Here is a 26356-nt window from a genome sequence, read left to right on the forward strand (position 1 = left end):
CTCACGAGCGGCCGCCCGCGGCATCCGCTCAGATGAGTCCCTCGCGCACCGCGTACGCCACCGCGTGCGAGCGGTTGCGCAGCTGCAGGCGCGTGGTCACGTCGTGGAGCACGTTCTTCACCGTGCGCTCGGAGTACGAGAGCTTCGTGGCGATCTGCGCGGTGTCCCAGCCCTCGGCGACGAGTCGCAGCACGTCCACCTCTCGGGCGGCGAGGCCCGTGAAGGTGATGCCGCGCGGGTCGAGCACGGTGCGCTGCAACCGGCCGACCTGGTCGAGGAGGCGGCCGAGCAGGTCGGGCGGCACCGCGCCCTCGCCGGCGGCCGCCGTGAGGATCACCGAGACGAGGCGGTCGGTCGTGGCATCCGCTCGCCGTACCAACCCGACGACGCCGCTCTCGACGGCGCGCACGAGGTCCTTGTCGTCGAGGTGCGACGAGATGAGCACGACACGGCTCGAGCCGTTGCGGCGCAGGAACCGCAGGGTGTTGAGGGTCTCGTCGTCGACCTCGTCGGAGATGACGAGCACCACGTCGGGCGCCTCCTCCTCCTGCGGGCCGACGACGCGCACCTCGGGGCGGGGGCGGAGCGCACTCGCGACGCCCGCCTCGGAGATGGGGTCGCGCGCATAGACCCGCACGGTCGTTCTGGTCATGGTCGTTCCTTCGCAAGTGCGGGTTGCGGGTCGTGCGGGGTGCTCGGGGACAGTATGTCCGGGCATCCTCTTCGCGCACTCAACACCCGCTCAACGGGCAACTTCGTTGCGCGAGCGGCAGGCCGCGCGGGCTCCGCGGTCGCTTCCAGCCGGCCGTAGCGTGACGCCATGGCCACCACCGCGACCATCACGCCGGCGTCCGCGTCGGTCGACCCGGGCACACCCGTCTCGTTCACGCTCACCGTGCTCAACGACACGCTGCTCGTGGAGTCGTTCGAGCTCGCGCCGGTCGGGCAGGTCGCGGCGTGGGCGACGGTCGAGCCCGGCACCCTCACGATCTACCCGGGCAAGTCCGAGACGGCGACCGTCACGGTGCTGGCCCCGCGCTCGCCCGAGTCGATGATCGGCGAGGTGGCGCTCGGCGTGCGCGCCAGGGCGGTCGAGCAGCCGGATGCGATGGCCGTGGCCGAGACGGTGCTGACGGTGCTGCCCTTCGCGCAGACCGAGGCGGAGCTCGTGCCTCGGATCGCCCGCGGACGCGGACGCCACCGGGTGCGCGTCGCCGTCGACAACGGCGGCAACACGCAGCTCATCGCGGCGATCGCGGCGACGAGCTCCGACCGGCTCGGGCTCTCGACGCCTTCCCCCGAGGTGATCATCGATCCCGGGCACACCGAGTTCGTCGACATCGACCTGCGGCCGGTCGCCCGCATCTGGCGCGGCGACCCGGTCACCCACCAGTACTCCGTGTCGGTCGTGCCCGAGGGACCGCCGCCCGCGTCCGATGCGGCCTGGGCGGCGGCGCTGGCCACCGGCGCCGGCACGCCCGGCACCGCGACGGCCACCGCGACCGCGACGGCCACCGCGGTCGAGCCGATCGTGCTGCCGGGCAGCTACGTGCAGGAGCGGGTGTTCCCCAAGTGGCTGTGGAAGCTCCTGCTCGCCCTGCTGCTCCTCCTGCTCCTCCTGCTCGCGCTCTGGTTCCTGCTGCTGAAGCCGGCGATCGAGTCGGCCGCGCGCAACGCCGTCGAGGAGCCGCTCGCGCAGGCCAATGACAAGTCGGATGCCGCGGCGCAGCAGGCCGACAGCGCCGCCCAGAAGGCGAACGAGGCCCTCGAGGCCGTGGGCGAGACCCCGGCACCCGTCGTGCCGGTCTCGACGACGACGAGCTCCGACATCGACCTCCGGTTCGAGCTCGTCGATCCGACCGGCGGGGCCGCCGACGAGAGCGACCGCTGGGAGGTGCCGCCGAACTCGGTCCTGCGCATCACCGACATCCTCGTGAGCAACCCCTTCGGCGACGCGGGCACGATCACGCTCGAGAACCAGGACGTGCTCGCGCCGATCTTCACGAGCGGCCTCGAGAACTTCCGCGACCTCGACTTCCACTTCGTCACCCCGGTGCAGCTGGGCGACGGCGACCAGCTCTTCGCCTCGATGACCTGCGCGGCGGCGAGCGGCGCCGGGCCGAACCCCGGACAGTGCACGGCCTCGGTGCTGGTCACCGCGCAGGTCGTGACGACGACGGGCTGAGGCGAGCCGCATGCCCACCGGGCCGGCCCTCCGCGCCGGCGACACCGCCCTCTGCGGGCTCTCCGACGGCCCCAAGCCGCACGTCGGCGGCCCGATCACGCCCGCGGCCTCGGTGCCGACCGTGCTGATCGGCGGCATGCCGGCCGCCGTCGCCAACGCGATGCCCGGCGGCATCGTGTGCGTGTCGCCCGCCCCGAACGGCATCGCGCAGGGCAGCATGACGGTGCTCATCGGCGGCTTCCCCGCGGCGCGGGTCGGCGACCTCAGCATGCACGGTCAGCCGATCGCCCCCGGCCCCGGCGCTCCGACGGTGATCATCGGCGGATGAGCGCAGCGGATGCCGCGGCAGTGGCCTGCACGCGGCATCCGTCGCTTCGACCTACTTGACGGCACCCGCCGTGAGGCCGCCGACGATGTACTTCTGCAGCCAGAGGAACAGTGCCACCACGGGCAGGGCCGCCATGACGGCGCCCGCCGAGAAGGCGCTCCAGTCCGCGTAGCGCGGGTTCGACACGAGCTTCGTGAGGCCGACGGCGAGCGTCTGCTTCTCGGTGTCGATGAGCAGCACGGATGCCACGACGAACTCGTTCACCGACGCGATGAACGAGAGCAGCGCGACGACCGCGAGGATCGGCGCAGCGAGCCGCAGGATGATCGTGAAGAAGATGCGCGCGTGGCCGGCGCCGTCGATCTTGGCCGCCTCGTCGATCGACGCGGGGATGGTGTTGAAGAACCCGTACATGAGGAAGGTGTTCACGCCGAGCGCGCCGCCGAGGTACACCATGATCAGGCCGATCTGCGTGTTCAGGCCGATCGCCGGGAACCAGTCGGCGATCGAGCTCATGAGCAGGAAGATCGCGACGACGGCGAGCAGCTGCGGGAACATCTGCACGATGACGATCGAGATGAGCCCGAACCGACGCCCGGTGAACCGCATGCGCGAGAACGAGTAGGCCGCGAGGCCGCCGAGGAACACGGTGCCGACCGCCGTGATCGACGCGACGAGCAGCGTGTTCGCGAACCACTGCGGGTACGGCACCTGCGGGTCGGTGAGGATCCGGACGTAGCTGTCGAGGCCGATCTTCGAGAACAGCGCGTTCGACCCGGTCAGGGTGCCCTGCGGGTTCAGCGACGACGAGATCACGAAGACGATCGGGAAGAGCGAGAACAGCACCATGACGATGCCGACGATGTGGCGCCATCCGGTGGCCCGGAACCAGCGACCGAAGTTGAACGGCCGCTTCGGCAGGTCGTAGCCGGTGCCACCCGCGCCGCCGGCAGTCGAATGGGCCCGGGTCGAGGCATCCGTCACTTCGGCGATCTCGCCCGCGATGAGCCCGGCCTGCGTGCCGGGGATCGGCTGCTCGTTGGTGGCCATCAGTTCAGCTCCTCGAGGGACTTGGTGCGGCGGAAGGCGATGATGGAGATCACGGCGACGATGATGAAGATGATGATCGAGTACGCGCTCGCGAGGCCGTAGTCACGCGACTGCCCCGTGAAGGCCACCTTGTAGACCATCGTGATCAGGATGTCGGTGAAGCCGACGGGGATCGGGGCGTTCGAGTCCCGTGGACCACCGTCGGTCAGCATGTAGATCACGTTGAAGTTGTTGAAGTTGAACGCGAACGACGCGATGAGCAGCGGCGCCACCGTCACGAGCAGCAGCGGCAGCTTGATGAGCCGGAAGACCGCCCACGGCTTCGCGCCGTCCACCGTCGCGGCCTCCTGCAGCTCGTCGGGGATCGACTGCAGGGCGCCCATGCACACGAGGAACATGTAGGGGAAGCCGAGCCAGAGGTTCACGAGGAGCACCGAGACCTTGGCCAGGACCGGGTCGGTGAGCCACGGCACGTCGGCGCCGCCGAGCAGCACCTGGTTGATGAAGCCGAAGCTCTCGTTCATCATGCCCGCCCAGATCAGCGCCGACAGGAACGACGGGATGGCGTACGGCAGGATCATCGCCACCCGGTACCACCGGCGACCTCGCATGCGCAGGTCGTTGAAGACGATCGCGAGGAAGAGGCCGAGGAAGAACGTCGAGGCCACCGAGATGAGCGCGAACGCGAAGGTCCAGAGCGTGACGTAGACGAGCGGCTGCGCGAGGCGCGGGTCGGTCACGGCCCGCACGAAGTTGTCGAAGCCGACGGTGATCTGCCAGCCGGGCAGCAGCTCGTCGCCATCGTCGGAGGTGAAGGCGCCCGTGCCGATATCGGAGTAGACGGTGCCCGTCGTGACATCCGTCATCGTGCCGGCGCTCGCGTCGTACTCGAGGGTCGACACGTACTGGTAGGCGTTCGAGCCGTCGGGCGTGCGCAGCGCGCCGTCGTTGGGGTCGTCGGAGAACGGCACGGCGAGCTCGGTGATCTCGTCGGTGCGGGCGAGCACGTCGGCGAAGCTGAGCGACGTCCAGCCGTCGGCGGCGACGGCCTTGCCGCCCTCCATCTCGGCGTCGACGGGCTCGAGCGGCTGGTCGTTGGTGCCCACGTAGGCGTCGCCGTCGGGGTCGGTCGCGAGCAGGCCGAGCGTGCCCAGGCGGTCGACCACGGTGATCGGGTAGGCCGGCGAGTCCTCGACGCGCTCGAGCGACGACGCCATGAGCGACGAGACCGCCTGCTCCTTGGAGCCGTTGTGCCCGGTGCCGTAGTTCGTGAACGCGATGTACCCCGTGTAGACGAGCACGAAGACCTGGAACAGCACGAGGAAGATCACGCCAGGCGTGAGGTACTTCGCCGGGAGCTTGCGGCGCGAGAAGTAGATCCAGTTGACCGCGACGGCCACGAGGGCCACGATCGCGGCGATGAGCCACTGGTCGTGCGTCGCGAGCACGAACAGGGCGTAGAGCGCGACTGCATCGACGATGCCGAGCAGCACGATCTTCAGCAGGAGCATCTTCACCCCGACGGATGCCGCGTCGGCGATGCCCGCGGCCCGTCGCTGCTTCTTCGTGGGCGGCTGCTGCGGCGTCTCCGCTGCGACCTCGTCGTCGATCGTGGTGCTCATCCTGCGGCTCTTCTCGTCGGAAACGTGAGCGCTCCGGGTCGGATGCCGCAGCGGCATCCGACCCGGAGTCTCTCGGTACTTACTTGATGGCGGCCTGGACGTCGGACGTCAGCTTCTGCCACGTCGCGACCGGGTCGGCACCGTTGATGATGTCGGCCTCGGCGATGCCCCAGTACTGCCACACCGAACCCATGGCGGGGATGGCGGGCATCGGGACGGCCTCGTTGCCGACGGCGGCGAAGCCGGCGATGATCGGGTCCTCGGACGCGGTCTCAGCGGCGGCCGAGAGGGCGGGCAGCACGTGACCGGCCTCGAAGAGCTCCAGCTGCACGTCTTCGGTGCCGATGTAGTTCACGAGGAAGTCGTTCGCGGCGACCTTGTTCTTCGACTCGGCGGAGACGAAGAAGCCCTTCACGCCGGCGAACGGCGAGGCGACGTCGGCGGTCGGGCTGGGCACGCTGTCGATGGCGACGTTGACGCCGGCGTCGATGGCCGAGCCCACGTTCCACGGGCCGGTGAGCCAGAACGCGGCGGTGCCGTCGATGAACGCCTGCTTGGCGATGTCCCCGTCGATGTCGGTGTTGAAGACGCCGGTGCCGTTCTTGCCCTGGCTGCCGAGCCACGTGGCGAACTGCTCGCCGCCCGAGTTGCCGAGCTGCAGGTCGGTCGGGTCGTAGCCCTCAGCGCCGCTGCCGAAGACGGGCGAGCCGAATGCGGTCTGGAACGGGTACAGGTGGTAGGGGTTGCCCTCGGCGCCCTGCTCGACCACGAAGGGCTGCGTGAGGCCGGCGGCCTGGCCCTTGGCGATCATGTCGTCGAAGCTCGTGGCCGCCTCGGGGATGAGGTCGGCGTTGCGGAGCACCGCGATGTTCTCCACCGCGTAGGGGAGCATGTAGGTGGTGCCCTCGTAGGTCGACGCGTCGATCGCGACCGGGAGGTAGTCGCCCGCGGAGTCGCCGAGCTCGATCGGAGCCACGACGCCGTTGGTAGAGAGCTCGCCCAGCCAGTCGTGCGCGCCCATGGTGATGTCAGGGCCCTTGCCGGTGGGGACCTGCTGGATGAAGTCGTCCTTGATGTCGGCGTTGTCCTTGCCGACGAGGTCGACCTTGACACCGGTCTTGTCGGTGTAGGCCTCGGCCGCGCCCTTCAGCGCGTCGACGCGCTCGGCGTCGACCCAGACGGTCAGCGTGCCGTTCGACGAGGCCTCGCCCTCGGAACCGCTGTCGCCGGACGAGCAGCTCGCCAGGCCGAGCGTCGCGACGACCGCGACGGCCCCGGCAGCGAGGAGGCTCTTCGTGTTCACCCTCATTGGTGTGCCCTTCTCAGTGTGCGTGGAGTCGGCGCCTTCGCCTGGTGAGGGAGCTGTGTTCCCCGTTCCGTTGCCGGAACCGCGCACCGTGCCCGAAAGGCCGTTCTTCCGTATGAATGTGCTCGCGTTTGTGCAAGCGATTACAGGTATACCTTGCGTGACGTTCATTACCAAACCCGGACGGGCCCATCGATACCGGTTCGTGACCATTCTGTGATCGGCTGGTACTGCAAGCGTTTCCATGATGTATCGAGATGACGTACAGTTTCCGTCATGACTTCCGAGTGGTGGCGCACTGCCGCGATCTACCAGATCTATCCCCGGTCCTTCGCCGACGCCAACGGCGACGGCATGGGCGACCTCGCCGGCATCACCAGCCGGCTCGGCGACCTGCAGGACCTCGGCATCGACGCCATCTGGCTCTCGCCCTTCTACACGTCGCCCCAGCGCGACGCCGGCTACGACGTCGCCGACTACTGCGACGTCGACCCGCGGTTCGGCACGCTCGCCGACTTCGACGCGATGCTCGCCGAGGCGCACGCCCGCGGCATCCGCGTCATCATCGACCTCGTGCCCAACCACTCGTCGGACGAGCACGAGTGGTTCCAGGCCGCCCTCGCCGCGTCCGCCGGCAGCGCCGAGCGCGCCCGCTACCTCTTCCGAGACGGCCGTGGCCCGGCCGGCGACGAGCCGCCCAACAACTGGGAGTCGGTCTTCGGCGGCCCCGCGTGGACGCGCGTCGTCGAGCCCGACGGCACCGCCGGCCAGTGGTACCTCCACCTCTTCGACAGCTCGCAGCCCGACTTCGACTGGACGAACGAGGAGGTGCGCGAGGAGTTCCGCCGCATCCTGCGCTTCTGGCTCGACCGCGGGGTCGACGGGTTCCGCGTCGACGTCGCCCACGGCATGATCAAGGCCGACGGCCTCCCCGACTACACCCCGCCCACCGAGGGCGGCAGCATGGGCGGCGCCGGCGGCGTCGCGGTCGAGGCGGTCGACACGGCCGGCGAGCTCGTCGGTGCCGGGGTCGGCGCGAGCGCTTCGGTCGGCGGCTCGGCTGCGAGCGGCTCGGCTGCGAGCGGCTCCGCTGCCGGCGCGGCTGCCGCCGCGGCATCCGGCGTCACCCTCGAGCCCGCCATCAGCGACGACGCCGGCGACGGCGCGCCGTACTGGGGTCAGGACGGCGTCCACGAGATCTACCGCGACTGGCGCAAGGTCCTCGACGAGTACCCCGGCGAGCGCATCCTCGCCGCCGAGGCGTGGGTCGACCCGCTGCCCCGCGTGGCCAAGTGGGTGCGCCCCGACGAGATGCACCAGGCGTTCAACTTCGCGTACCTCGAGACCCCGTTCGACGCGGCCGCGTTGCGCACGGTCATCGACGTCTCGCTCGCCGCCTTCGGCGCGGTCGGCGCGCCCTCGACGTGGGTGCTCTCCAACCACGACGTGGTGCGGCACGCCACCCGCCTGTCGGTGACCGAGGCGAACCCGCAGGGCCACGGCCTCGGCCCCCGTTCGAAGGGCCTGCCCGAGTACGCCACCGGCCTGCGCCGCGCCCGCGCCGCCACCGCGCTGATGCTCGCACTGCCCGGCTCGTCCTATCTGTACCAGGGCGAGGAGCTCGGCCTGCCCGAGGTCATCCACCTGCCCGACGACGCGCGCCAGGACCCGACCTGGTTCCGCACGAACGGCGAGCGCTACGGCCGCGACGGATGCCGCGTGCCCATCCCGTGGGAGGCCGACGCGCACGCCTACGGCTTCGGCCCCGACGGCGACCCATGGCTCCCGCAGCCCGCGCAGTGGCGCGAGCTCGCGCGCGACCGCCAGCGCGGCGTGGCCGACTCGACGCTCACGCTCTACCAGGACGCGCTGCGCCTGCGCCGCGAGCACGACCTCGGCGCCGGATCGGTGGAGTGGCTGCCCGGCTTCCCGGCGACCGCGGTCGCGCTGCGCAACGGCGACGTCGTCGTCGTGGCGAACACCGGCTCCGAGCCGGTCGAGCTGCCCGCCGGCGACGTGCTGCTCACGAGCGGCCCGCTCGACGGTCGGTCGCTCCCCCGCGACACGACGGCCTGGCTCCGCGCCTAGCCCACACACCGAGCGGATGCCGCGGGCCCGCGCCGCGGCATCCGCTCGCCGTGCGGCCCAAGGCTCGCCCCACGGCATCCGCCCGCCCCGCGGCATCCGCTCGTCCCGCGGCATCCACCCCCCGCGGCATCCGCTCGCGCCGCGGCAGCGCCCCTCCAGAACGCATGAGAATCCGCCGTTCAGCGCGACAGCACGGCGTATCGAGCGGATTCTCATGCGTCTCGCCGGCACCTCATGCCGGTGACGCCGGAACCGCTTCGTGCGGGCCGCGACCGGACCAGAGATGCTCGTTCCGCGCGACCAGCGCGAGAATTCCTGCGCACGTCCGATCCCAATCGTGAACGACCTGCCGGTAGCTGAGTCGGAGGACGAGGTACCCGCGAGTCACGAGCTCGAAGTCGCGGCGGCGGTCCTCGTCGAACGCGGTGCCGGTGTGGAACGCGCGTCCGTCGACCTCGATGACCAGCCGGTCGCTGACGAGAATGTCGACGCGGCCGGCCCCGTCGATGACGACTTGCACGCGGTGCCTGATCCTCCGCGACCGGAGGAACAATCGAACCGCGCCTCGAGACCCGACTGGGCTTCCGCGTCCGCGCGGTCGAGCAGGCCGCGCCTCGACGGCGGCATCCAGGCGCGGACGAGGTCGAGATGCTGCAGTGACAGGGTCCCGGCGGCGAGAGCGGAGTCCACCGAGGCGATCGCAGTCGCGACATCCGTGCATGCGAACATCTCGGCCAGGGCGACCGTGATCAGGTCCGCTGCTCGGTCGAACGGACCTCGTCGGCTGTAGTGCACGCAGACGCGGTCGCGCGTGCGATCGAGCGGCTGGCGACGGTCGTGTGGCGCGAAGAGCCGCCCCGTCGAGTACCGGACTCGCACGTGAAGCTGCGCGTCGTCGGCGACCCAGAGCCCCCGGACACGTGCGACGGTCGCTGCGGTCGCCACCCCGCCCACTCTCACCGCTCGCACCACATCCAGGGGCGCCTCGGGCGTCGCGAACCAGCCGTTTCGGATCCGAACGACGTCACCGCGTCGCAGCGCACGCTCGAGGTCGGCCGGATTGCATCCGGCCGCCACCAAGCTCGCACGCGCCGCGACCCCACCTTGTTGGCGGATGACCGCCGTCATCGATTCCACGGGTCGAGTGTGGCGCCCCTCCGGCCTCCAGCCGGGTCGGTGCCCCGATCTGTGGAAAGCGGCGAGCCGGACCTCGGGCCTGCGGACGACAACGCATGAGAATCCGTCGAATGCCCTGCATCAGCAGGACATCGGCAGGATTCTCATGCGTTCTGCGGGGCAGATGGCGCGTTGCGCGCGCCGGGTCAGTTCGTGTTGGCGTAGAGCCACTCGAGCGGGTCGACCTTGGTGCCGTCGACGCCGCCGAGGCGGATCTCGAAGTGCAGGTGCGGACCCGTCGACATGCCGGTGTTGCCCGTCTTGCCGATGACGTCGGCGACGTGCACGGTGTCGCCGACCTCGAAGCGCCGCGATCCCTCGATCATGTGGGCGTACACGCTCGTCACGAGCTCGCCGTCGATGATGTGGTCGATCATCATGACGACGCCCAGCGACCCGCCGGAGTCGGTCGAGACCGCGACGGTGCCGTCGGCGATCGCCTGGATCTCGGCGCCGTAGCCGGGGTTGAAGTCCTGGCCGCCGTGGTCCTCCGAGCAGCCGGCGCAGTTGCGGTAGCCGAAGTGGTCGCCGATGTGCACGCCGACCGCGAACGGCCACTGGATCGTGCCGGCCGGATTGTTGGTGAAGTCGGCCTCGGCGCGGATGCCGGCGGCCTGCGCGTACTCCTGGATGGTCTGGTGCTCGTAGCCCTCGCGCTCGACGGTCTGCGCGACCACGTTGCCGTCGATCGTCACGCTCTGCCCGCCACGATCGCCGCCGGTCGCGCTCGCCATGGCCATCGCCTGCACGTCGGCGGGCGAGAGCAGCGAGAGCGACGGGATCGTCGTCGCGACGGCGAGCATCGCCACGAAGCTCATCGCCACCACGCTCGCGATGCGCCGGCCGCCGCGCCGCTTCGGCGCAGATGCCGCGGCGCGCGCCGTGGGGTGCCCCGACGCCTGCGGTGCCGACCGCCGGGTGGGCGCGGCCGCGCGCACGACGTCACGACGCGAGACCGGGCCCGTCGATGCCGGTGAGGTGCCGGGAGCACTCCGGTCGGGCGCGGAGGCTGCATCGGCGTCGACTCGCGGCGGGGCGCTCGGAGCGAATCCGAGCAGGTCGGACGCGGGCGTCACCTCGGCGGGCAGGCCACGCGATGCGCGGCGGGACGACGGGGTGGCGGCGGACGGTGCGGACAGGTCGAAGGCGAGTGGTGCGGGAGCGACGGATGCCGCTGCCCGGCCCGGCTCGTCGGCGGGCCGTGCCCCGGCCGCGGCCGAGATGGCGGCGGCGAAGCTGGAGGCCGCGCCCGCGACGGCGCCCGAACCCGCTCCGAGGGCTGCAGCATCGCCCGCTGGGAAACCCGGGCGCACCGCGGCGGCCGTGCTCGCGGCCCCACCCGCGATCAGGAAGGCGAGGTCGCCGTCGATGGGCTCCGTCGGTGCGGGCGTGCTGCCCGTTCGGCGCGGGCCGACCGGCATCGGCGGCTCCGCGCTGGAACGGCGTGCGGCCTTCACCGACTTGCCCTTTGCGGCCTTCCCTGACTTGGCGGCCTTCGCCGACTTGCGGTCGGTCCGGGACTCCCGCGGCGACGACGCGGCGCGGCGAGAGCGGCCACCGTCCGAGGCCTCATCCGAAGCCCCGGCCTCCTCATCGCCGAGCCCCGCGAAGAGGTCGTCGAATCCGGCTCCGCCGCGACGGGAGCGGGCGCGATCGGTGTCCGCGCCAGGAACGGCGGAGGCCGAGCTCGGACCGCCGGGGCGGTCGGCCTGCTCGGCCTCGGTGGTGCGGATGTCGATCGTGGGAGCGGAACGTCGGGGTGTCGGGCCCGGTTGAGCGACGGCGGGCAGCGCCGCCGGCGTCGTCGCGGCATCCGAGAGGCCGAAGATGGCGTCGAAGCCTGGCCGCTCGGCCTGCGGGGCGACCGGATGCGGCGCGGCAGCGGCAACGGCATCGGAAGCGGCAACAGGAGCCACGTGATGCTGCGCGGCAGCGGCAGGAGCCACCGGATGCTGCGGAGGGCCCGCATGCACGGCCGAGGGGGCGGGGGGGACAACCGCAACCGGCTGCCCGAGGGCGCCAGCCGGAGCCCAGGCCGCCGGTGCAGCCGACTCGAGACGAAGGGCCTCTGCGGTCTCCCGTTCGCGCAGCTCCCGGCGGGTCAGGGGTCGCTCGGCACGCAGGGGGACCTGAGTGCCTGGCGTGGAACCGTCGGGCACGAGGGGGGACTCGAGCACGTGGAGGATGACCTTCGGCGTAGGGGCGGAGATGGACAGGGAGGTGAGCATCCCGACCGGACGTCGGCGAGATAACGGGTTGGTAAAGACTAACCGTTCTCAGCGGCGATCGCCACGCGGGACCGAGCGATCCGTCGGGCCATCGGCGTCTTCACCGCGGCATCCGCGGAATGACGGGCTCACGCGTCGAGACCCGCGGCGCGCAGGGCCGCGGTGAGCTCCTCGTAGAGGCCGGGAGCGGCGGCGACGAGCAGCTCGGTGCTCTCCCGGCCACCCCTGGGTCCTGCGACGTGGGCCCCGGCCTCGCGCGCGATGAGGGCGCCCGCGGCGTGATCCCACGCGTTGAGGCCGCGCTCGTAGTAGGCGTCGATGCGCCCGGCGGCGAGCGCGCAGAGGTCGAGGGAGGCGGCCCCGATGCGGCGGATGTCCCGCACCTGGGGCAGCAGCTCGTGGACCACCGCCGCCTGCGCGCGGCGACGTTCGGCCGAATACGAGAAGCCGGTGGCGACGAGGGCGGCGGGCAGCGCGACCCCCGCGTTGACCGCGAGCTCACGACCCGCTAGGCGGGCTCCCCCGCCGGCCGTGGCCTCGAACGTCTCGCCCGACACGGGGTTCACGACGACGCCCGCGAGCGTGGTGCCGCTGACGTCACTGCCGGCCGCGCCCTCGACGACGGCGATGCTGACCGCCCAGGAGGGGATGCCGTAGAGGAAGTTGACGGTGCCGTCGATCGGGTCGACGACCCAGTCGAGGCCGCTCGTGCCGACATGGGTGGCGTCCTCCTCGCCGACGATGCCGTCGTCGGGTCGCGCATCGAGGATGAGCGAGCGGATGAGCGCCTCGGTGTCCCGGTCGACCGCGGTCACGATGTCGGTCGGGCTCGACTTCGTGGCCGCGACGCTGACCCCGGCGCGACGGGCGGTGAGCGCGAACTCCGCAGCCCGTACGGCGATGTCGCGGGCGAGGTCGAGCAGGGCGGCGTTGGCTCCGGATGCGTCGTGCTGGCTCATGCCCTCACGCTACGTCACCCGCCCGGCGTGGCCGCGGGAATGACGTCGATCGGCGACTCCCCGGAACGACGAAAGCCCCGGATCACCGGGGCTTCGAACGTGGCGAGTGAGGGATTCGAACCCCCGAAGTCGTAGACAGCTGATTTACAGTCAGATCCCTTTGGCCGCTTGGGTAACTCGCCATTCGCACCCGACCGCGTTCTGCACACAACCGGGGGCCTGTCAAGGATACCCGCGAGGTGGCGAGTCGAGAAATCGGCGCCGGCGCCCAGCCGGTCAGCCCTCGGAGCGCCACCAGGGCAGGTCGATCGGGGCCGTCTGCGTGGCCGTCGGGTCCTGCGGATCGCGGTACGGGTCGCGGTACGGCTCGGAACGGGGTTGGCCCGTCGGGAGCGCCTGATCGGCCTGCCGGTTGAGCGGTCGTCCGCCGCTGCCACGCAGGCCCGAGCGCTGGATGACGCGCTGGATCGTGAGCCCGCGCTGGGTCGGCGAGCCGACGAACCGGATCTCGCGGAGGCCCTGCTCCTGCGCGGCGGACTCGAACACGAAGTGCCCGTAGTTGAAGATGCGGCCGAGGATCGGCGTGTGCACCGAGATGTCGAGGATGCGCGAGATCGGCATGGTCGCCACGTGCTGCGACAGGATGCCGTGGACGCGGAACACGCGCATGTTCGTGACGACGAAGCGGTCCATGCGCGCGCCGATGATGCGCCACAGGGCGTGCAGCAGCAGCGCGAGGCCGCCGAGCAGCGGCAGCCAGTAGCCGCCCGCCGGGAGCCACAGCAGCAGCGCCATCACCGGGATGATCGCGAGCAGCTCGAGGATGGGGCCGAAGATCGCCGCCCAGTGCTTGGTGACCTCGTCGACGATGACCTCGCCCTCGTCGGCGATCAGGTAGCGCTCGACGCGCGGATCGAGGAACAGCACGCTCACGGGATCACGCTCATGGGGTCAGGTGGCGAGCTTGGTGAAGAACGTGCCGACGGCCTCGACGCCGGTCCAGACGGCGCCGACGGCACCCTCGACGGCGGTCGCGGCATCCTCGGGCCTGGTGATCAGGTAGAAGAAGGCGAAGACCACGACGAGCGCGATCACGATTCGCTTGACCCACTTCACGCGTTCGTTCCCTTCGACGAGCACAGTGGGCAAGCCGCCCCCCGGTGGGCCGACCCAAGACAAAGACAGGCTCTTGTCTATCGCACGACGGCGCTCGGCGGGAGTCCTCCGCTCGGCGCGGCGCGTCCGAACGGTAGGATTTCCCCGATCGGCCTGGCCGGGAGGACTCGGCATCGCCGGGAATGGGAGCCATGGCCGGCATCGAAGAGGTCGCGAAGCTCGCGGGGGTCTCCACCGCGACCGTCTCGCGTGCGCTCAGCGGCCGGGGCCACGTCTCGCCCGCCTCGAAGGCGAAGGTCGTCGAGGCCGCCGCGCGGCTCGGCTACGTCGTCTCGTCGAACGCCTCGAGCCTCGCCTCGGGCCGCACCCGCAACATCGGCGTGGTGATCCCGTTCCTCAACCGCTGGTTCTTCTCGTCGGTGCTCGAGGGCGCCCAGCAGGAACTGCTGCGCAGCGGGTACGACCTCACCCTCTACAACCTGTCGGGCGACGGCCGCGAGCGGGCGAGCGTGTTCGAGCACTTCCTGCTGCGACAGCGGGTCGACGCGGTGATCGCCGTCTCGCTCGAGCTCACCGAACCCGAGGTGGCGCGGCTGCACGAGCTCGGCAAGCCCCTCGTCGGCGTCGGCGGGCCGATCCCCGGGGTGCGCACGCTCACGATCGACGACGCCGCGGTCGCCCGGCTCGCGACCGAGCACCTCATCGCGTTGGGGCACTCGCGCATCGCCCACATCGGCGGCGACCTCGAGTTCGACCTCGACTTCCACCTGCCCACCAACCGCCGCATCGGCTACGAGGGCGCGCTCGCCGACGCCGGGATCGAGCTCGATCCGCGCCTGTTCGCCCCGGCCGACTTCACCATCCGCGGCGGGTACCACGCGGCCAAGCAACTGCTGGGGGTGCCGCACGATCGGCCCACGGCGATCTTCGCGGCATCCGATGAGATGGCGATCGGGTCGATCCTCGCCGCCCGCGACCTCGGACTCTCCGTGCCGCGCGACGTGTCGATCGTCGGCATCGACGACCACGACCTCGCCGACTTCTTCGGCCTCTCGACAGTCGCGCAGTTCCCGCGCCTGCAGGGCGAGAAGGCGGTCGAGATCCTGATGGAGCAGCTGGAGCCCGAGGCGGATGCCCCTGCGCCGGCCGCGACGCCCCTCCCCTACGAGCTGCGCGTCCGCTCCTCGACGGCCCGGCCGCCCGAGCGCTGATCCCTGCGGTAACCCCCATGTCCGGTTCCATGTAACCGGCGATGACGAGCGAAACCGGGCGACGGATGCCCCGACCGCGCGATCGGCGTATCGTGCCGCCGAGGCATCCGAACGGAAAGGACGCATCCGAAGATGACCCAGACCCGACCCACGACGCTCGCACACGAGGCATCCGTGGTTCTCGCGAGCGACCCGAACTGGTGGCGTCAGGCCGCCGTGTACCAGATCTACCCGCGCAGCTTCGCGGACGCGAACGGCGACGGCATCGGCGACCTGCCGGGCATCACGAGCCGCATCCCGTACCTCGCCGAGCTCGGGGTGGACGCGGTCTGGCTCTCGCCGTTCTACCCGTCGGCCCTCGCCGACGGCGGCTACGACGTCGACGACTACCGCGACGTCGACCCGAAGCTCGGGACCCTCGCCGACTTCGACGAGATGGTCGCGGCGCTGCACGCCAGCGGCATCCGTCTCATCGTCGACATCGTGCCGAACCACTCGTCGAACCGGCATCGGTGGTTCCAGGAGGCGCTCGCCTCGCCGAAGGGGTCGGCCGCCCGCGACCGCTACCTCTTCCACGACGGCGCCGGGCCCGACGGCACCGAGCCGCCGAGCGACTGGCAGTCGATGTTCGGCGGGTCGGCGTGGGAGCCGGTGGGCGACGGCCAGTTCTACCTGCACCTGTTCGCACCCGAGCAGCCCGACCTGAACTGGGCCAACCGCGAGGTGCGCGACGACTTCCTCACGACCCTGCGGTTCTGGGCCGACCGGGGCGTCGACGGGTTCCGCGTCGACGTGGCCCACGCGCTCGCGAAGGACCTGACCTACCCGCTGCGCTCGCACGCCGAGCTCGAGGAGATGAAGCTCGTCACCGACGGCTCGCACCCCCTGTGGGATCGCGAGGAGCTCGACGAGATCTACGCCGAGTGGCGCGCCGTGTTCGACGAGTACGACCCGCCCCGCATCGCCGTGGCCGAGGCGTGGGTCGAGCCCAGCCGCCGCTACCGCTACGCGCTGCCGACGAGCCTCGGGCAGGCGTTCAACTTCGACCTGCTGCGTGCGAACTTCGACGCCGACGAGTTCCGCGCGATCGTCGACCACAACATGCAGTCGGTGGTCGTCACGGGGTCGTCGAACACGTGGGTGTTCTCGAACCACGACGTGGTGCGCCACGCCACGCGGTACGGGCTGGCCGACGACCCGGGCCAGGAGGGCGAGGTCGGCAAGCGCTGGCTGCTGCACGGCGGCCCGGCCTCCGAGCTCGATGCGGCGCTCGGCCTGCGTCGCGCCCGCGCCGCCACCCTGCTCATGCTCGCCCTGCCCGGCAGCGCCTACCTCTACCAGGGCGAGGAGCTCGGGCTGCCAGAGGTCGCCGACATCCCCGACGCCGAGCGGCAGGACCCCACGTTCTTCCGCAGCCCCGGCGTCGAGGTCGGGCGTGACGGGTGCCGCGTGCCGCTGCCCTGGACGACGACGGGCTCGTCGTTCGGGTTCGGCGCCGACGGCGCGCACCTGCCGCAGCCCTCGTGGTTCGGCGCGTTTTCGGTGGAGGCCGAGGGCGCCGATCCCGACTCGACGCTGCACCTCTACCGCCGCGCGCTCGCGCTGCGCCACGAGCTGCAGGGAGCCGAGGAGCTGACGTGGCGGCAGCACCCGTCGGGCTCCGCCGAGGTGCTCTGGTTCGAGCGTCCGGGCGGATGGCAGTCGGTCACGAACTTCGGGGCGTCGCCCGTCGACCTGCCCGAGGGCGAGGTGCTCGTCACCAGCGCGCCGCTCGAGGGCGGCCGGCTCCCCGGCGCGACCACGGCCTGGCTGCGCGGGTAGCGCGTCTCGTACGGATGCCGCGAGCGCGCGGCCGCGGCATCCGCACGCGGCATCCGGCCCCTCGATAGACTGGCGGGCATGGCAGATTCAACGTTCGACATCGTGAGCAAGGTCGACAAGATGGAGGCCGAGAACGCCGTCAACCAGGCGCGCAAGGAGGTCGAGCAGCGCTACGACTTCAAGAACGTCGGCGCCTCGGTCGAGTGGAGCGGCGAGAAGGTGCTGCTCAAGGCGCAGACCGAGGAGCGCGTGAAGGCGGTGCTCGAGGTCGTCGAGTCGAAGTTCATCAAGCGCGGCATCACGCTGCGCTCGCTCGACGAGGGCGAGCCCTACCCGTCGGGCAAGGAGTTCCGCATCGAGATCGGCCTGAAGAACGGCATCGACAGCGAGAACGCGAAGAAGATCTCGAAGATCATCCGCGACGAGGCGCCCAAGACGGTGAAGAGCCAGATCCAGGGCGACGAGCTGCGCGTCTCCTCGAAGAGTCGCGACGACCTGCAGGCGACCATGGCACTGCTCAAGGGCAAGGACCTCGACGTCGCGCTCCAGTTCACGAACTTCCGCTGAGCGTCCGCGAGTGAGCGACGGCGAGCGGATGCCGCAGCCCGGCGTCGACGTGCCGGACCGCCGTGGCCGCACCGGCCTCGACCGCGTGGGCCGCGACCTCGACGGCAATCCCCGCGTGCGCGTGCGCGACGTGCGCGTGCTCACCTCGAACTGGTACGTGACGCGCGTCACGTCCTTCGACTTCCAGCACGTCGACGGTCGGTGGACGACCGAGGAGCGCGAGACCTACGACCGCGGTGACGGCGCCTGCATCCTGCTCTACGACGTGGCCGCCCGCACCGTGCTGCTCACCCGGCAGTTCCGGTATCCCGCGTACGTCAACGAGCACCCCGACGGCATGCTCACCGAGGTGGTCGGCGGCCTGCTCGACGAGGACGCGGCCGAGGTCGCGATCCGTCGTGAAGCCGAGGAGGAGACCGGCGTCGTCGTGGGCGAGGTCGAGCGCGTGTTCGAGGTCTACATGAGCCCGGGGTCGGTGACCGAGCGCCTGCACTTCTTCGCCGCACCGTACCTGCGCGGCACCGTCGCCAACGGCTCGCGCGCCGGCCTCGCCGACGAGGGCGAGGACATCGAGGTGCTCGAGCTCGACTTCGACGACGCGCTCGACCGCATCGGCCACGACCTCATCGACGCGAAGACGATCATGCTCCTGCAGTGGGCGGCGCTGAAGGGGCCGTTCGCGGCGGCTCGGGCGTAGCAGCGCGGCATCCGCTCGCTCATTCGCCTCAGCGACCGGGCTCGTATCCCCGCAGCCATCGCGTGATCGACGCGTAGGCCGCGGCGCGCGCCGGCTCCCGCGACAAGAACACGTCGTGCATGGCCCCGTCGACGCGCGCGACCGTGACGTTCGGCCCGAGCCGCACGGCGCGTTCGGCGATCTCGTCGACGACGAGCACGATGTCGCTCGAGCGCATCGCCTCGGTCCACTGCGGCTGGATGGTCGACCGGGCCGACAGGATCGTCAGCACCGGTGCGCCCACGTCGATGCCGGCCGCGACCGTCGCGTGACCCGCGAGGATGGCGGTGAGCCAGGCGGGATGCGTCGTGAACCCGCGGTCGGGCCGCCACTCGTGCGAGTACTCCCACTCGCCGCCCTGCTCCTTCGACACCGTCCGCGTGTAGAAGCCGAGGTCGACGTTCGGCAGCGGGCCGGTCGGCCGGATGCGTGCACCGAACGTGATGACCGGCGCGAGCGCCTCCCGCCCCACCCTGCTGAGCTGGAACTCGAGCCACGGGCTGTTGAGCACGAGCGCCGCGGCGCGTCCCGGGTTCCGCGCCGCCCACAGGCTCAGCGTGAGGCCGCCGGTCGAGTGGCCGACCAGGATCAGGGGCCGAGCGGATGCCGCCCTGCCCGGGTCATCCGTCGCGCCGTCCCCTGGCGCCCCGTGCCCCATCGCGGCGAGCGCCGCCTCGAGGTCGGCGTCGTAGTCGGCGAGGTTGGTGATGTAGCCGGGTGTCTGTCCTGGCCGCAGGCTGCGCCCGTACTTGCGCAGGTCGAGCGCGAAGAAGCGCGCGCCGGCCCCCGCCCAGAACTGCGCGAGCTCGGGGTTGAAGAAGTAGTCGCTCCACCCGTGCACGTAGAGCACGTCGGCTCCGGATGCCGCGCCGCGCCGCTGCTCCCACGGCCACGTGAACCGCCCCGCCGTCCGCGGCCGGTACCGCACGAGCGTCGCGACGACCTCACCCTCGTCGTCGCTGCCCAGCGGAAGCTCGAGCTGCTCGAACCCCTCGCCGAGCACGTCGGGGCGCCACCCCTCGTCGCGCTCCCCCTCGGCCACGGCACCTCCCCCGGATCGCTCCCCTCAGACTACGGATGAAGCAGCAGCGGTGGCGTTGCTCGTGAGGAACTAATTGAATTGGCCGATGATGCCGATGACCGCCGGATAGAGCAAGACGATGAAGAGCACCGGCAGAATCGCGAAGACCAGCGGGAAGACGACCTTGATCGGCACCTTCATCGCACTTTCCTCCGCACGCTGCCGGCGTCGGATCCGCATTTCGCTCGCCTGCACGCGAAGCACGTCGGCCACGGAGATGCCATACCGGTCGGCCTGCTGGACCGCCCGGATGAAGCGCTTGAGGTCGTCGCAGTCCGTACGCGCGAGCAAGGCCGAATATGAATCGGTCCGAGATCGCCCGATCGACATGTCTTGCAGCGTTCGGATGAGCTCATCCGAAAGCGGCCCGGAACTGCCCTGCGCAGACTTCGCCATCGCCGCTTCGAATCCCAGCCCGGCTTCGACCGCGATGGTCATCTGGTCCAGTGTGTCGGGAAGCGCCAACAGGATTGCATGCTGGCGGTCGTCGGCGCGACTTCCCAACATCACTTCCGGAACCACGAAGATGAGCACGCCGAACAGCACGCCGATGATCGTCAGGAACGGCGAAGATCCCAGGGCGAGTGAAGCAACCACGATGGTGACACCGATGACCCCGACGACGAAGCGAAGCAGCAGGAATCCGCCGACCGTCCACTGGCCCGCCTTGCCGGCGTAGATGATCTTTCGCTGGATCCAGCCGCCGTATCCCGGTGGCACGACGGCAGCCAAGGTCTGGGCGAACGTCGCTCGTTCGACTCGCTCCCGTTCCGCCTGGGTCGGCGGCGCGACGGCCGCGACCACGTCGGCTTTCGCCGGGATCAGGGAGAATACGAGGTAGGTCAGCAGGCCGACTGACAAAGCCAGCCCGGCAATGGCTGCATACGCGATGACTGTCATTTCGACCCCTCAGAATTTCACGCGTACGGCGAAAAGCATCCACACCGTGCCGACGGCCATGAGTATCACCGCGAGCGCCATCGCCATCCACCCGAAGATGTTCTCGAAGAATGGCGCCAGGTACGACGGCTGCAGGATCAAGACGCCGAGGAAGACGGCAATCGGCAGTGCGATGAGAATTGTGGCCGAGAGCCGGCCCTCCGCACTGAGGGCCTTCACCTGACGACGAATCTGATTCCGCTCTCGAATCGTCGCGGCAGTCCGCTGCAGCGTCTCAGAGAGATTGCCGCCCGTCTCACGGTTGACGGCGATCGCTTGCGCTGCCCAGTTGAAGTCGTCGGACCGCATCCGTTCGGCAGTGCTCGCGAGGGCGACGCCGAGGTCTCGGCCGATGCGGGACTCGTTGACGATGCGAGAGAACTCCTCGGACGTGGGCGGGTCGGCGTAGCGGGCGACGGAGTCGATCGCCTGGGTGAGGCCGTGTCCGGCCCGAAGATTCCCCGAGACCAACTGCAAGGTGTCGTCGAGTTGGTCGGCGAAGGCGGCCCGACGCCGACTCGTGCGAACCGTGAGATAGATATGCGCGATCAGCGGCGCGAGCGCTGCGAATACCACGGCCCACACGAGTGACCACCAGCTGCCGAATCCGGCAACCACGCCGAGCAATGCCAGCACGGCTGAGAGCGAGAACATCACGAGGACGAACGCAGACGGAGTCATCCGGATGCCGGCCAGTTCGAGCCGCTCCTCGCCGAACGCGCCGCCACCCTTTCCCCGCGACATGGCGGACTCGATGGTCGCAACGGTCTTGTCAGTTGCCTTGGTCAAGGCGGAGACGTGTTCGGTGCCGGGTGCCAGTCGTCGCTGGACGGCAACACGACGTGGTGGCGGAGCGATGACCAGCAAGACCAGTGCGAGCAGTGAGAGCACGGCGAATCCGACGCCGATCGCGAACATGGCGTTCATAGGATTTCCCCGATCAGCTGCCCTTCGCGCGGCCGGTACTGGAAGATGCTCGTCGGCACGTCGATGCCCAGGTCCGCGAACTTGTCCACGAATCGGGGTCGCACCCCGGTGGGAACAGCACTTCCGCGGAACCGGCCGTCTGCGTCCACTCCGGCAGCGAAATCGAACGAGAAGGCATCCTGCATCGTCACCATCTCGCCCTCCATCCCCTGGACTTCCGTGATGCTCACGACCCGACGAGTGCCGTCGCGGAGTCTGGAGATCTGCACGATGATGTCGATGGCGGAGGCGATTTGTTCACGGATAGCGCGGAGCGGAAGGTCCATCCCCGCCATGAGCACCAACGTCTCGAGGCGGGCCAGGGCATCCCGCGGGGAATTCGCGTGGATCGTCGAGATCGAGCCCTCATGGCCGGTGTTCATAGCCTGCAGCATGTCCAGGCTCTCACCTCCTCGGACTTCGCCGATCACGATTCGATCTGGGCGCATACGGAGGGAATTCCGCACCAACTCGCGAATGGTGATCTCACCGCGACCCTCGATGTTCGCCGGCCGTGACTCGAGACGCACTACGTGTTCCTGCTGGAGCTGAAGCTCGACGGCGTCCTCGATCGTGATAATCCGTTCATCGCCTGGGATGAATCCTGACAGCACGTTGAGAAGTGTCGTCTTGCCGGTACCGGTGCCTCCCGACACGAGGATGTTGAGCTTCGCCCGTACGGCCGCGTCAAGCAGTGTCGCCATCTCGCGTGTGATGGTCGCGAACCCGATCAAGTCGTCGACCCGGTACGGCGTGCTCGCGAACTTCCGGATTGTCAGTGATGACCCGTCAACCGCGAGCGGCGGGATGATCGCGTTGACGCGCGAGCCGTCTTCAAGCCTGGCGTCGACGAGCGGCGAGGACTCGTCAATCCGACGTCCGACTCGCGAGACGATCCGTTCGATCACCCGTCGCAGTTGGGCTTCGCTGGTGAACCGGCTTCTCGATTCGAAGAGCTTTCCAGCGCGCTCGACGTAGATCTGGTCGTACCGGTTCACCATGATCTCGGTGACATTCGAGTCTGCGAGGAGCAGCTCGAGCGGCCCGAACCCGAGCACATCGGCGCCGATCTCGGTGATGAGCCGATTGCGTTCGCTGATAGTGAGCGCCACCTGCTCCGACTCGACGATGTGCGTCAGCTCTTCGCGCGCAAGGGCGTGAAGTTTCTCCTCGGAGAGGCTCGGGTCGTTCAGCCTGGCGCCGATTCGGCGGAAGAGCTCCTGGGCTGCCCGCTCCTTCAGCTCAACGAGGGCGTCTGGAATCGCCTCGCGCTCAGTGCTTCCGGCAAGTGCATCCCAGGTCGTGGTGGGAACGACCGGCGCCGGTGCCGCAGCCTCGGCTGTGGCGTCGATCGACGCTGCCGGGGCTTCGTTGTCGGTGACCAGGGTCCTGGGCTCGAGGGGAGTGCCGTCGTCTGATGCAAGATGTGCGCCTCGGGCGCGTTCAAGCCGGTCGCTGAGACTCATTTGGCTCTCGCCTTCCTCTGGATACGCTTCCGGGTCGGAACCGCATTCGGGTCGATGCGGAGGACCACACCTCGAATCGCCTTCGCAGCAGGATCCCGGACATCATGGTGGATCAGGGGAACTCCCGCGTTCGACGCAAGCACCACCCCAAGGGATCTGGGTACCTGCACGTCGACCCGCGCACCGAGGATCGCCTCGGCGTCTTTGAGCACCAGGCCGGTGTTCTTTTCGACGAAGTTCACGATGACATGGCGATTCGCTGGAACGAGCTGAAGAGCGACCAGCAACTCGAACTCCTTCCGCAACGCCCGGAGACTTGGCACAGTGAAATTCGTGACGAAGACGCCGTCCGTCGCCTGCTCCAACGCGGCGAGGGCATGCTCGCCGAGCCCTGGAGTGGTATCGACGATCACGTAGCGGAACATCGTCGCGAGGCGCGCCAAGAACTCGCCGAGTGCTTCTCCGGTGATCTCATCTGCCAACTCCGGCGATGGCGGCGCCGCGATGACGAAGAAATCGTCGTCGTGGTGAGTGAGGAGTGCCTTGAGTGCCACCTCGTCGTGACCGGCATTCGCAACATCGACGAGCGAGTACTGAGGAGCGAGGTCGAGCGCGTTGGCGATGTCTCCGAACTGGACGTCAGCGTCGACGAGGACCACCGAGTTCGGAGCGACCTCCGCGAGACCCGCCGCCAGGTTGATCGCCGTCGTCGTCTTCCCTTGGCCGCCTTTCGGCGCGGCCACGACGATGACTTCCGTTCGGACGGTGTCGCCGATCGGCGGCAATACCCAATCGGGCTCCGATGGCTCGACCTCGGCAACTGCGACGACGGCGTCCGCATCCGTGGGCGACTCTGTGGCTTCATTTCCACCCAGATCGACGAGGTCGAGCGCTGACTCCAGGTCAGCCAGATCATCGACCTCGTTCGCATCGTCCGAGGTCGCCGGCAGGCGGCCCGAGGCGGTCAGCCATGAATCCAGCCGGTCAAGGAGCGCCTCGGTTGTGGCGTCCGTCGCTTCCGGGCTGAGGACGGCATGGATCTCGATGCCGTCGACCCAGTCCTCGAGGTCGGATCGCTGTTCGCGAACGACGATTACTCCGATGCCTGGATGCTCTTGCGCCAGCGATGCGGTGAGGGTACTGGTCTCTTCGAAGCTCAGGAGGGGTCCGAGCAGCGCGACCCGCGGGTGGTCCGTCACGCGGTCCACGACTTCGCCGGGGCCGAACGTGAGGTATTCGCCGGGCACGGTCTGGAGCCGGGCGCGGAGCAGTCGACGGAGCCTCGTCTCGTACTCCGCGCTGCGACTGACCAACAGATAGCGAGTCACTCGAGGATGTTCTCTCCGGTGCGGCGGGTGGACCCCGACTGGTCAGCAGTTTCGGGCTCGAGAGTCAACCAGAGTCCGCCGTACCCGTCGGACTGCTGCTCTGCGCCATACGCCAGCTTCTCGGCCTGAGGAGCCGTCACGGCGAGCGTCACCATGAATGCGCTGACTTCCGACGCGTCCGAGTCCGATTCATCCGAAACCAGTGTGGTACCCGGAACGACGCGGGTGACCAGCATCCGGTGGTACATGAATTGGGTATCCGTCGTCTGGGTCGTGCTCGCCCGCTCGAAGGTGTTCGAGGTATAAATCACACCGACGGTGCTTCCGGGCGTCACCGCACCGCCGACCACGCGCTCGACGGAGAGCGCGATCGTGATCTCCTGCATTCCCTCAGGGAGGACGACTTCGCCATTGGCAGCAAGTTGCTCGGGGTCGGAGAATCGTGCCTCGAGCAACTGCTCACCCGGAATGAGAATCGCGTTCGACGCGAGGCCCTCGAGGTCAGCCAGATTCGTCACGATCCCGTCTTGGATCGAGATCGCGGGAAGGTCCTCGACCTTCACGTACTGCTTGATGTCCTCGCCCGGGGTGCCGAGCGGGACCGTTTCACTGACGACGTAGACGTCGGTGAACTCAGCTCCTTGCGCCGCCCGAATATCGGCACCTTGCACGTAGAAGAACAGTGCAGCGGCGCCCGCTGCGGCGAGGATGATTGCAACGATTGCACCGATGATTCGAATCATCTGAGCGCCTTTCTGTAGGGAGAGCGGGGCGCGCGAGCGACGCTCAGGAAGTCCGCAGGGTCAGTCGAACGATGGCGGAGCCGTAGTCGGGGCCATTGCCGAGCGTGTAGGCCTCGCTCATCGTGACGTATCGGACGAAATAGCCCTGCAGTCCACGAGCGTTGCCAGAGAATGTCGGCTGCAATGGCGCTCCGCCCAGATACCGCTCCGTGCCGTTGCCGCCGAATTTCGTGCCGGTGATGTAGAACGAGGCGAACCGCGAGATGGTGTACGAGCCGGCGTTGCCCTGGGCCTGGAAGAGGTCGTAGAGCGGCACGAGAACGGTCTTGCCGAGCAGGTCGAGTTGCTGCGACGAGCACCCAGTCCCGCCCGTATTGTTGCCGGTCGTGCCTTGCACGACGAAGTTGTCACCGAGCGTGACCGAGCAGTCGCTATCGGCGAGCCAACCGAATCCGCCCGACGGTCCCGACGGGCATGGGGCGTTGGTGTCGCTCCTCAACAGGAACCGCGAGGGATTCGCTTGATCGAGTGATGCCAGACGACCGGTCAACTCGCACTCTGCAATGGCTAGCGGGATGGTCGTGCCGGCGACAGGGACGCCCCACTCTGCGGCCCCGTCCGCGTGAACCACCGTTGCGTCGCCGACGCCTGGAATCATCGAGGCGAGCGGGTGACGCACACCGAGGTCCTCCGTCTTGGTCCTCACCTTGACGAGATTCGTGGACATATTTCGGCTCAGTTGGTCGATGACCGCGATGCCGTCGTTCGAATCGTTCTGGCCTGCGACCGCTGCGGGGCTGCCAGACAGGCAGGCCGGCGACGTCTCACTCTTTCCACAGGCGAGCGCGATCTGCAAGGCAGCAGCATCTGCGCCGTTCTGCAGTTCCGCCTTTTCAGCGTAGAGAGCACCGACGTCAACCGCGATCCCACCGAAACCCAAGAGGGGCACCAGGAGCAACGCGAAGAGGACCGCGCTTGCGCCCCGTTCAGAGCGCGTAGAGACGCTCAACCGCCGCATGGCGTCGCTGCCTTTCCTTGAAGCGCAAACGTCGGCCCGAACCATCCAGTCAGCATGGACGTGGTGTAGTCGATGGTCACGTTCACGGTTGCCCCGGGGGTGCACGTACCGGGACTGATGGACACGTTGCCTGAAGCGAGCAAAGGATTCAGGGAGGGCGCTGCCGTGATTGCAGCGTTCTTTGCGTTCGCCTGGTTGTTGCCGATCGCCATGACGCGAGCGGCGGATCGAGCTGCGTTCGAGAGCGAGATCTGCTCGTTGTACAAGCGACTGAATTCCATAACCCCGAACACGAGGAGCAGGAGCAGCGGGATGATGAGCGCGAACTCTACGGCGGCAGCGCCCCGTTCATTTCGGGTCGAGTGCATGGTCGCCTCCGAGCCACCGACGGTTGTGGACTCCGGCAGCCGGAGTCCACAACC

At 69.2% G+C, this 26356-nt stretch carries 24 protein-coding genes and 1 tRNA gene; 7 read left to right on the plus strand and 18 right to left on the minus strand.

Annotation, left to right across the window (positions count from 1 at the left end):
- Positions 1–28: 28 nt before the first annotated feature.
- On the minus strand, positions 29–652 hold the full coding sequence (locus tag J2X63_RS05325; protein WP_159604858.1) for a DNA-binding response regulator: 624 nt from the start codon (positions 650–652) through the stop codon (positions 29–31).
- A gap of 168 nt (positions 653–820) precedes the next feature.
- On the opposite strand from J2X63_RS05325, the gene J2X63_RS05330 reads away from it, so the two are divergent.
- Both J2X63_RS05330 and J2X63_RS05335 read left to right on the plus strand, forming a co-directional pair.
- Complete coding sequence (locus J2X63_RS05330; protein ID WP_309974741.1) at positions 821–2185, plus strand: hypothetical protein; 1365 nt, start codon at positions 821–823, stop codon at positions 2183–2185.
- A gap of 10 nt (positions 2186–2195) precedes the next feature.
- Entirely contained in the window at positions 2196–2513 is a 318-nt protein-coding gene (locus J2X63_RS05335; protein ID WP_309974744.1) for a PAAR domain-containing protein, read from the plus strand.
- A gap of 51 nt (positions 2514–2564) precedes the next feature.
- Here the strand turns inward: J2X63_RS05335 and J2X63_RS05340 are convergent, their stop codons facing one another.
- From J2X63_RS05340 to J2X63_RS05350, 3 genes are all read right to left on the minus strand, one after another.
- A complete protein-coding gene (locus tag J2X63_RS05340) occupies positions 2565–3563 on the minus strand; it encodes a sugar ABC transporter permease (protein WP_309974747.1) in 999 nt (332 codons plus the stop codon).
- Positions 3563–5185 carry an ABC transporter permease subunit gene (locus J2X63_RS05345; RefSeq protein WP_309974750.1) on the minus strand — a complete coding sequence of 541 codons (1623 nt, stop codon included), beginning with the start codon at positions 5183–5185 and terminating at the stop codon, positions 3563–3565. The genes J2X63_RS05340 and J2X63_RS05345 overlap by 1 nt, the downstream gene beginning before the upstream one ends.
- 79 nt (positions 5186–5264) lie before the next feature.
- Positions 5265–6494 (minus strand): maltose ABC transporter substrate-binding protein, encoded by a 1230-nt coding sequence (locus J2X63_RS05350; RefSeq protein ID WP_309974753.1) that lies wholly within the window; start codon positions 6492–6494, stop codon positions 5265–5267.
- A gap of 273 nt (positions 6495–6767) precedes the next feature.
- Between J2X63_RS05350 and J2X63_RS05355 the strand changes: the two genes are divergently transcribed.
- The gene (locus J2X63_RS05355) at positions 6768–8579 is read left to right on the plus strand and encodes a glycoside hydrolase family 13 protein (protein ID WP_309974756.1); all 1812 of its coding nucleotides are present in this window, start codon (positions 6768–6770) and stop codon (positions 8577–8579) included.
- Between the two features lie 232 nt (positions 8580–8811).
- On the opposite strand, the gene J2X63_RS05360 is transcribed toward J2X63_RS05355, so the two are convergent.
- The 6 genes from J2X63_RS05360 to J2X63_RS05385 form a co-directional block, all read right to left on the minus strand.
- The gene (locus J2X63_RS05360; RefSeq protein WP_309974759.1) at positions 8812–9099 is read right to left on the minus strand and encodes a DUF559 domain-containing protein; all 288 of its coding nucleotides are present in this window, start codon (positions 9097–9099) and stop codon (positions 8812–8814) included.
- Between the two features lie 802 nt (positions 9100–9901).
- Positions 9902–11671 (minus strand): peptidoglycan DD-metalloendopeptidase family protein, encoded by a 1770-nt coding sequence (locus tag J2X63_RS05365; RefSeq protein ID WP_309974763.1) that lies wholly within the window; start codon positions 11669–11671, stop codon positions 9902–9904.
- Positions 11672–12111: 440 nt separating this feature from the next.
- Entirely contained in the window at positions 12112–12942 is an 831-nt protein-coding gene (locus tag J2X63_RS05370; RefSeq protein WP_309974767.1) for an inositol monophosphatase family protein, read from the minus strand.
- Between the two features lie 100 nt (positions 12943–13042).
- Positions 13043–13124: transfer RNA gene (locus J2X63_RS05375), tRNA-Tyr, on the minus strand.
- Positions 13125–13218: 94 nt separating this feature from the next.
- Positions 13219–13875 carry a PH domain-containing protein gene (locus J2X63_RS05380; RefSeq protein WP_309974769.1) on the minus strand — a complete coding sequence of 219 codons (657 nt, stop codon included), beginning with the start codon at positions 13873–13875 and terminating at the stop codon, positions 13219–13221.
- A gap of 18 nt (positions 13876–13893) precedes the next feature.
- On the minus strand, positions 13894–14058 hold the full coding sequence (locus J2X63_RS05385; protein ID WP_309974772.1) for a hypothetical protein: 165 nt from the start codon (positions 14056–14058) through the stop codon (positions 13894–13896).
- 191 nt (positions 14059–14249) lie between these two features.
- Between J2X63_RS05385 and J2X63_RS05390 the strand changes: the two genes are divergently transcribed.
- The 4 genes from J2X63_RS05390 (at position 14250) to J2X63_RS05405 (ending at position 18354) form a co-directional block, all read left to right on the plus strand.
- A complete protein-coding gene (locus J2X63_RS05390) occupies positions 14250–15269 on the plus strand; it encodes a LacI family DNA-binding transcriptional regulator (RefSeq protein ID WP_309974775.1) in 1020 nt (339 codons plus the stop codon).
- A gap of 132 nt (positions 15270–15401) precedes the next feature.
- Positions 15402–17090 (plus strand): glycoside hydrolase family 13 protein, encoded by a 1689-nt coding sequence (locus tag J2X63_RS05395; protein WP_309974778.1) that lies wholly within the window; start codon positions 15402–15404, stop codon positions 17088–17090.
- Positions 17091–17168: 78 nt separating this feature from the next.
- On the plus strand, positions 17169–17657 hold the full coding sequence (locus J2X63_RS05400) for a YajQ family cyclic di-GMP-binding protein (RefSeq protein ID WP_159600749.1): 489 nt from the start codon (positions 17169–17171) through the stop codon (positions 17655–17657).
- Between the two features lie 10 nt (positions 17658–17667).
- Positions 17668–18354, plus strand: coding sequence for an NUDIX domain-containing protein (locus J2X63_RS05405; protein ID WP_309974783.1), 687 nt, complete (start codon positions 17668–17670; stop codon positions 18352–18354).
- A gap of 28 nt (positions 18355–18382) precedes the next feature.
- Here the strand turns inward: J2X63_RS05405 and J2X63_RS05410 are convergent, their stop codons facing one another.
- The 8 genes from J2X63_RS05410 to J2X63_RS05445 all read right to left on the minus strand — a co-directional run bounded on the left by J2X63_RS05410 (position 18383) and on the right by J2X63_RS05445 (position 26302).
- Positions 18383–19435, minus strand: coding sequence for an alpha/beta hydrolase (locus J2X63_RS05410; protein ID WP_309974786.1), 1053 nt, complete (start codon positions 19433–19435; stop codon positions 18383–18385).
- A gap of 69 nt (positions 19436–19504) precedes the next feature.
- The gene (locus tag J2X63_RS05415; protein WP_309974791.1) at positions 19505–20374 is read right to left on the minus strand and encodes a type II secretion system F family protein; all 870 of its coding nucleotides are present in this window, start codon (positions 20372–20374) and stop codon (positions 19505–19507) included.
- Between the two features lie 9 nt (positions 20375–20383).
- Positions 20384–21340: a type II secretion system F family protein gene (locus J2X63_RS05420; RefSeq protein WP_309974794.1), complete on the minus strand. Its 957-nt coding sequence runs from the start codon at positions 21338–21340 to the stop codon at positions 20384–20386.
- Positions 21337–22845 (minus strand): CpaF family protein, encoded by a 1509-nt coding sequence (locus tag J2X63_RS05425; RefSeq protein WP_309974798.1) that lies wholly within the window; start codon positions 22843–22845, stop codon positions 21337–21339. The genes J2X63_RS05420 and J2X63_RS05425 overlap by 4 nt, the downstream gene beginning before the upstream one ends.
- Positions 22842–24173 carry an AAA family ATPase gene (locus tag J2X63_RS05430; protein ID WP_309974801.1) on the minus strand — a complete coding sequence of 444 codons (1332 nt, stop codon included), beginning with the start codon at positions 24171–24173 and terminating at the stop codon, positions 22842–22844. Before J2X63_RS05430 ends, J2X63_RS05425 begins: the two co-directional genes overlap by 4 nt.
- On the minus strand, positions 24170–24916 hold the full coding sequence (gene cpaB / locus J2X63_RS05435) for a Flp pilus assembly protein CpaB (protein WP_309974804.1): 747 nt from the start codon (positions 24914–24916) through the stop codon (positions 24170–24172). Before cpaB ends, J2X63_RS05430 begins: the two co-directional genes overlap by 4 nt.
- A gap of 43 nt (positions 24917–24959) precedes the next feature.
- Complete coding sequence (locus tag J2X63_RS05440; RefSeq protein WP_309974807.1) at positions 24960–25979, minus strand: Tad domain-containing protein; 1020 nt, start codon at positions 25977–25979, stop codon at positions 24960–24962.
- Positions 25922–26302, minus strand: a complete 381-nt coding sequence (locus J2X63_RS05445; RefSeq protein ID WP_309974810.1) for a TadE/TadG family type IV pilus assembly protein — start codon at positions 26300–26302, stop codon at positions 25922–25924. Before J2X63_RS05445 ends, J2X63_RS05440 begins: the two co-directional genes overlap by 58 nt.
- Positions 26303–26356: the final 54 nt, after the last annotated feature.

The organism is Agromyces sp. 3263 (genome assembly GCF_031456545.1).
GTDB lineage: Bacteria > Actinomycetota > Actinomycetes > Actinomycetales > Microbacteriaceae > Agromyces.